Source organism: Kocuria varians (assembly GCF_006539885.1).
Taxonomy (GTDB): domain Bacteria; phylum Actinomycetota; class Actinomycetes; order Actinomycetales; family Micrococcaceae; genus Kocuria; species Kocuria varians.
Map to the genome: position 1 here is coordinate 136,881 of NZ_BJNW01000006.1, position 6,064 is coordinate 142,944.

Here is a 6,064-nt window from a genome sequence, read left to right on the forward strand (position 1 = left end):
GTACACGCTTTGGAAGGAAATTCTGTGAAGCTTTCGCATGTCGGCCGCTCGGCCGCGGTCCTCGCCATTGGTGCCCTCGCCCTCACGGCGTGCGGTTCGGACAACCCCACAGGCAACGCCGGGGGCGGTGCGGGGGAGAGCAGCGAGGCCAAGGGCACGCTGACGGGCATCGGCGCCTCGTCCCAGCAGGCGGCCATGACCGCCTGGCAGAGCGGTTTCCAGTCGGCCAACAACGGGGCCACCGTGCAGTACTCCCCGGACGGCTCCGGCGCCGGGCGCAAGGCGTTCCTGGCCGGCGGTGCGAACTTCGCGGGCTCGGACGCCTACCTCACGGACGACGAGGCCTCGCAGGCCAAGAAGCAGTGCGGGGACGGCGGGGCCATGGACCTGCCCGTGTACGTCTCTCCCATCTCCGTGGCGTTCAACCTTCCGGGCGTGAAGTCCCTGAACCTGGACGCCCCCACGATCGCCAAGATCTTCACCGGCGAGATCAAGAAGTGGAACGCGGACGAGATCAAGAAGCAGAACCCGGACGCGGACCTGCCGGACACCGCCGTGACCGTGGTGCACCGCAGCGACGACTCCGGCACCACCGAGAACTTCACCGACTACCTGGCGAAGGCGGCCCCCAAGGTCTGGACCGACAAGCCCGCGCAGGCGTGGCCCGCCAAGTACGCGGCGGAGAACAACAAGGGCACCTCCGGGGTGGTCTCCACGACGAAGAGCACCGTGGGTGCCGTGACCTACGCCGACTCCTCTGCCGTGGGTGACCTGGGCACCGCCGCGATCAAGGTGGGCGAGAAGTACGTCACGCACTCCGCGGACGCCGCCGCCAAGGCCGTGGAGGCCTCTCAGCAGGTCGAGGGTCGCGGCAAGCACGACATGGCGATCGACATCGACCGTGCCACCACGGAGGCCGGGGCCTACCCGCTCGTGCTGATCTCCTACCACGTGGTGTGCTCGCAGTACGCGTCCAAGGAGACCGCGGACCTGGTCAGGGCCTTCGAGAGCTACGTGGTCTCCGAGGAGGGCCAGAAGGCCGCCGCGGACTCCGCCGGTTCCGCGCCCCTGTCCCAGTCCCTGCGGGACCAGGCCAAGGCCGCCGTGGAGTCCATCACCGCGAAGGGCTGACACGGCCCGCGAACGCGCGGCAGCGGCGTCGGCGCCCGAGGAGCGCGCCGACGCCGCTGCCGCGCAGAGCGGCCGACGCCGCGCGATCCCCTAGGCTGGTCCGCGGCCTTCGCCCAGCACGCACCACACCTTGATCGAAGGGACTGTACATGTCCACCACGCTCAGTGCACGCAGACCCGGGACCGCGTCGTCCGCGGGCGGGCGTGCCGGTGACGCCGTCTTCTCAGCGCTCAGCCTCGGGGCCGGCATCCTGATCTTCGCCGTCCTGGCGGCGGTGGCCCTCTTCTTGCTGCTGCAGGCGCTGCCCACCTTCGCCGCCCCGGCGGCGGAGGTCACCGGCGGCAAGGGCTTCCTCAGCTACATCGGCCCGCTCGTCGTGGGCACCCTGATCGCCTCGGTGATCGCCCTGCTGATCGCCACGCCCGTGGGCATCCTGGTGGCGCTCTACGTCTCCCACTACGCCCCGGCGAAGATCTCCAAGCCGGTCGGGTACGTGATCGACCTGCTCGCCGCGATCCCCTCCGTGATCTACGGCGCGTGGGGCGCCACGGTGCTGGCACCGGCCCTCGTGCCGCTGTACACGTGGCTCAGCGACCACGCGGGGTTCATCCCGTTCTTCGCGGGGCCCGCGTCCCAGACGGGCAAGACCATGCTCACCGCGGGCATCGTGCTCGCCATCATGATCCTGCCGATCATCACCTCGATGTCCCGCGAGATCTTCACCCAGACGCCCAAGCTGCACGAGGAGGCCGCACTGGCCCTGGGCGCCACCCGCTGGGAGATGATCCGGATGTCCGTGCTGCCGTTCGCGCGCCCGGGCATCATCTCCTCGATCATGCTGGCGCTCGGCCGGGCCCTGGGGGAGACCATGGCCGTGGCCCTCGTCCTCTCCTCCGGCCCGATGATCGGTTCCCTGATCCGCTCCGGCAACCAGACCATCGCCGCGGAGATCGCCCTGAACTTCCCGGAGGCCTACGGGCTGCGGCTCTCCGAGCTGATTGCCGCCGGCCTCGTGCTCTTCCTCATCACCCTGGTGGTCAACATGATCGCCCGCGCCATCATCGCCCGCTACAAGGAATTCTCGGGGGCCAACTGATGTCCACCTCCATGCAGACCTCCCAGCGCGGTCCCGGGGTCTCCCCGGTGCGCCGCTCCAAGCTCACCCGCGGCCAGCGGCCCCGGTGGCTCGTGCCCGTGGTGGGCGTGGTCGCCGTCGTGGCCGGTGCGGCGCTCGCGGCCCTCGTGGGCTTCGGGATCGCCCTGTGGGCCCTGTTCGCCGCGGTGATCTTCCTGGTCGTGGGGCCCCTGGCGGTGGGTGCCGTCGAGGGTCGGCGCGCCGGCACCGACTCGCTGATGACCTTCCTGGTCTACGCCGCGTTCGTGCTCGCGGTGGTCCCGCTGGTCTCCGTGATCTGGACGGTGCTCGTCAACGGTGTCCCGGGGCTGACCTCCAATATGCTGCTGACCTCCATGAACGGGGTCACCGGCCTGCAGGACAACACGGCGGACGGCTCCGGGCACGTGGTGGGCGGGGCCTACCACGCGATCGTGGGCACGGTGTCCATCACGTTCTGGGCCACGCTGATGTCCGTGCCGATCGGCCTGCTGACCGCCGTCTACCTCGTGGAATACGCGAGCGGCGGGTGGCTCGGCAAGGCCATCACGTTCTTCGTGGACGTCATGACCGGCATCCCCTCCATCGTGGCCGGCCTCTTCGCCGCCGCCCTGTTCGGGATGGTCTTCGGGCCCTCCACGCGCACCGGCTTCGTGGCCGCGGTGGCCCTGACCGTGCTGATGATCCCCACGGTGGTCAAGAACACCGAGGAGATGCTGCGGATCGTGCCCAACGAGCTGCGCGAGGCCTCCTACGCGCTGGGCGTGCGCAAGTGGCGGACCATCCTCAAGGTGGTCATCCCCACCGCGATCTCGGGCATCGCCTCCGGCGTGACGCTCGCGATCGCCCGTGTGATCGGCGAGACCGCCCCGCTGCTCGTCACCGCCGGGTTCGCCACGGCCATCAACTGGAACTCGTTCTCCGGCTGGATGACCACGCTGCCCACGTTCATCTACTACCAGATCATGAACCCGACCTCGCCCACGAACCCCGATCCGTCCCTGCAGCGCGCGTGGGCCGCCGCGCTGATCCTGATCCTGATCGTGATGCTGCTCAACCTCGTCGCGCGCCTGATCGCCCGGGCGTTCGCCCCCAAGACCGCCGGTCGCTGAGCGCCGCGGCGCCGCGCACCGACCGATCCACCTGACCGAAGGACAGACACCATGTCGAAACGCATCGACGTCGAACACCTCAACGTCTACTACGGCGACTTTCTGGCCGTGCAGGACGTCAGCATGAACATCGAGCCGCGCTCCGTGACCGCGTTCATCGGCCCGTCCGGCTGCGGCAAGTCCACGTTCCTGCGCACCCTCAACCGCATGCACGAGGTGATCCCGGGTGCGTACGCGCAGGGCAAGGTGCTGCTGGACGGGGACGACCTCTACGGCAAGGGCGTGGACCCGGTGACCGTGCGCTCCATGGTGGGCATGGTCTTCCAGCGCCCCAACCCGTTCCCCACCATGTCCATCCGGGACAACGTGCTGGCGGGCGTGAAGCTGAACAACAAGCGGATCTCCAGCGCGGAGGCGGACGAGCTCGTGGAGAGCTCCCTGCGCGGCGCCAACCTCTGGAACGAGGTCAAGGACCGCCTGGGCAAGCCCGGCTCCGGCCTCTCCGGCGGCCAGCAGCAGCGGCTGTGCATCGCGCGCGCGATCGCCGTGAAGCCGGATGTGATCCTCATGGACGAGCCGTGCTCCGCGCTGGACCCGATCTCCACACTGGCCATCGAGGACCTCATCAACGACATCAAGTCCGACTACACCGTGGTGATTGTGACCCACAACATGCAGCAGGCCTCCCGTGTCTCGGACAAGACAGCGTTCTTCAACATCGAGGGCACCGGCAAGCCCGGGCGGCTGATCGAGTACGCGCCCACCTCGGAGATCTTCAACACCCCGCAGAAGCAGGAGACGGAGGACTACGTCTCGGGCCGCTTCGGCTGATCTCCGGAGACGCCACGACAACGCGACGACGACGCCGCGTGGCCGCCGCGCGGCGTCGTCGTCACCCGGGTGTCGAGCGGCGCCTCACGAGGTGCCGGGGACGAGCGGCGAGAGTGCGAGGAAAAGCATCGCGGAGACCAGGCCGCACAGCGGCGCGGTGACCACCCAGACGGTCAGCAGCCGCACCACCGTGCGGTGGTAGACGGTGCGGAAGCGCTGCGCGGAACCGGCGCCCAGGACGGCGGCGGTGCTCGTCTGGGACGTGGACAGCGGGATGGGGGAGAGGAAGCCCCCCACGAACAGCAGCGCGCCGGAGACGGTCTGCGCGATCGCGCCGCGCAGGGGGTCCAGCGTGACCACGCGCGAGGACAGCGTGTAGGCGATCCGCCACCCGCCCAGCAGCGTGCCGAACGCGAGGCACAGCCCCACGAGCAGCGTGAGCCACACCGGGATGGCGCCCCGGGAGAAGCCCGCGCCGAGCACGAGCATCAGCAGCATCAGGATCCACAGGGTGCGGCGTGTGTGCTGGATGCCGTGGCCGAAGTGGATCGCGGCGGCACCCGTGGCCTGCACCACCCCCGAGCGGAAGTTCACGCGCCCCGGTGTCTCGTGCTGCACCAGGTGCACGAGTGGCACCACGAGCAGGAACGCGACGCCGAAGGCCACCACGGGCGCGACGACCATGGGGGCCAGCACCTGCCACGAGAGGTACGGGCCCACGGCGAGCGGCCCTGCGTGCAGCCCCACGGCCCGCGCTCCGAGCAGCGCACCCACGAGGGCCCCGCCCAGCGCCGCGGTGGATGAGGACGGCATGCGCCACCACCACGTGGCCAGGTCCCAGCCGATCGCCGTGACCAGGGAGCACAGCAGCGCCACGACCCCCACGGCGTCGAGCGGCACGGGGATCTCGAACGTGATCATCCGGTCCAGCACGAGCCCCACCAGCAGCGCGCCCATGAGGTTGAAGACCGCCCCCATCCACAGGGCCACCCGCGGGGTGAGCGCGTTGAAGCGGACGGGAAGGGCCACGGCGTTGGAGGCGTCGTGGAAGCCGTTGACCACCGTGAAGACCAGGGTGAGGACGATCCCCAGGACGGCGAGCACCTCGACCATGGCGCTCAGGACTCCGCGACGAGGATCCGGCCCACCTCGGCGGCCACCTGGCCGAGCGCCTGGGCGGCGTCGAAGAGCTGCTGCGCGGTGTCCATGCGGCGGATGGCCTGCCCGGCCTTGAACTCGTCCAGCAGGTTCGCGCGGTAGTTGCGCTGGGTGCGCTCCGCCTGGCGGGTGAGGCGGATCATCTCGAACCAGTAGTCGTCGAGCTCCTCGAGGCTCGCGAGGCGGCCCATGGCCTTCAGCGTGAGCTGCGCCATGTGCTGGATAACGGCCAGCTGCTCGGTCGCCTGGGCGCCGGGACGCTCCAGCTTGTACTGCCGGTGGAACTCCGCGCACGCCACGAGGCACTGCACGGCCCGCAGCAGCCATTGCCCCAGGACGTAGACGTCCTCACGGGGGACGGGCACCACGTAGGAGGAGCGCGTGGTGGTCATGAGCGAGAAGTAGAGGTTGGTGCAGCGGTCCTCGGTGTCCAGGAGGTCCGTGAGGGGAAGCTCCCACACCTTGTCGATCTGCCCGAGGTGCTCTGCGAGCTGCTCCACGGCGGTGAGGGCGCACTGGGACATCTGGACCAGCAGGTCCGTCACGCGCTCGTCCGCAGGGAAGATCCGAAAGGCCATCCGTCCGTCTCCCGAGTCCTCGACGCCGTCAGTTCCGTGTCCGGCGATACTGTACCGAACGAAGAAGACCTGCGGGGCGCGCGCCACGGCAACCGTACCGAGTGCCGTGGACCGGCGGGGGGGGGGGGGGGGGGGGGGG

General features: G+C 69.7%; 6 protein-coding genes. 4 read left to right on the forward strand and 2 right to left on the reverse strand.

From position 1 onward, the window contains the following. The first annotated feature begins 24 nt into the window (after positions 1-24). The 4 genes from pstS to pstB all read left to right on the forward strand — a co-directional run bounded on the left by pstS (position 25) and on the right by pstB (position 4,189). Positions 25-1,131, forward strand: a complete 1,107-nt coding sequence (gene pstS / locus KVA01_RS04895; protein WP_141269144.1) for a phosphate ABC transporter substrate-binding protein PstS — start codon at positions 25-27, stop codon at positions 1,129-1,131. A 149-nt stretch (positions 1,132-1,280) separates the two neighbouring features. After that, entirely contained in the window at positions 1,281-2,228 is a 948-nt protein-coding gene (gene pstC, locus KVA01_RS04900) for a phosphate ABC transporter permease subunit PstC (protein WP_068471132.1), read from the forward strand. Further along, positions 2,228-3,358, forward strand: coding sequence for a phosphate ABC transporter permease PstA (pstA, locus tag KVA01_RS04905; protein WP_174805703.1), 1,131 nt, complete (start codon positions 2,228-2,230; stop codon positions 3,356-3,358). Before pstC ends, pstA begins: the two co-directional genes overlap by 1 nt. A gap of 51 nt (positions 3,359-3,409) precedes the next feature. Continuing rightward, positions 3,410-4,189 (forward strand): phosphate ABC transporter ATP-binding protein PstB, encoded by a 780-nt coding sequence (gene pstB, locus KVA01_RS04910; protein WP_068471134.1) that lies wholly within the window; start codon positions 3,410-3,412, stop codon positions 4,187-4,189. Between the two features lie 84 nt (positions 4,190-4,273). Here pstB and KVA01_RS04915 read toward each other — a convergent pair whose 3' ends face one another. Both KVA01_RS04915 and KVA01_RS04920 read right to left on the reverse strand, forming a co-directional pair. Continuing rightward, positions 4,274-5,302 (reverse strand): inorganic phosphate transporter, encoded by a 1,029-nt coding sequence (locus KVA01_RS04915; protein ID WP_068471136.1) that lies wholly within the window; start codon positions 5,300-5,302, stop codon positions 4,274-4,276. Positions 5,303-5,307: 5 nt separating this feature from the next. Beyond that, positions 5,308-5,925 carry a hypothetical protein gene (locus tag KVA01_RS04920; RefSeq protein ID WP_068471139.1) on the reverse strand — a complete coding sequence of 206 codons (618 nt, stop codon included), beginning with the start codon at positions 5,923-5,925 and terminating at the stop codon, positions 5,308-5,310. Positions 5,926-6,064 lie beyond the last annotated feature (139 nt).

Excerpts from the sequence above, each read along its gene's own strand:
- KVA01_RS04915 (WP_068471136.1), bottom strand. The coding sequence starts at position 5,302 with ATGGTCGAGGTGCTCGCCGTCCTGGGGATCGTCCTCACCCTGGTCTTC.
- pstC (WP_068471132.1), top strand. The coding sequence starts at position 1,281 with ATGTCCACCACGCTCAGTGCACGCAGACCCGGGACCGCGTCGTCCGCG.
- KVA01_RS04920 (WP_068471139.1), bottom strand. The coding sequence starts at position 5,925 with ATGGCCTTTCGGATCTTCCCTGCGGACGAGCGCGTGACGGACCTGCTG.
- pstA (WP_174805703.1), top strand. The coding sequence starts at position 2,228 with ATGTCCACCTCCATGCAGACCTCCCAGCGCGGTCCCGGGGTCTCCCCG.
- pstB (WP_068471134.1), top strand. The coding sequence starts at position 3,410 with ATGTCGAAACGCATCGACGTCGAACACCTCAACGTCTACTACGGCGAC.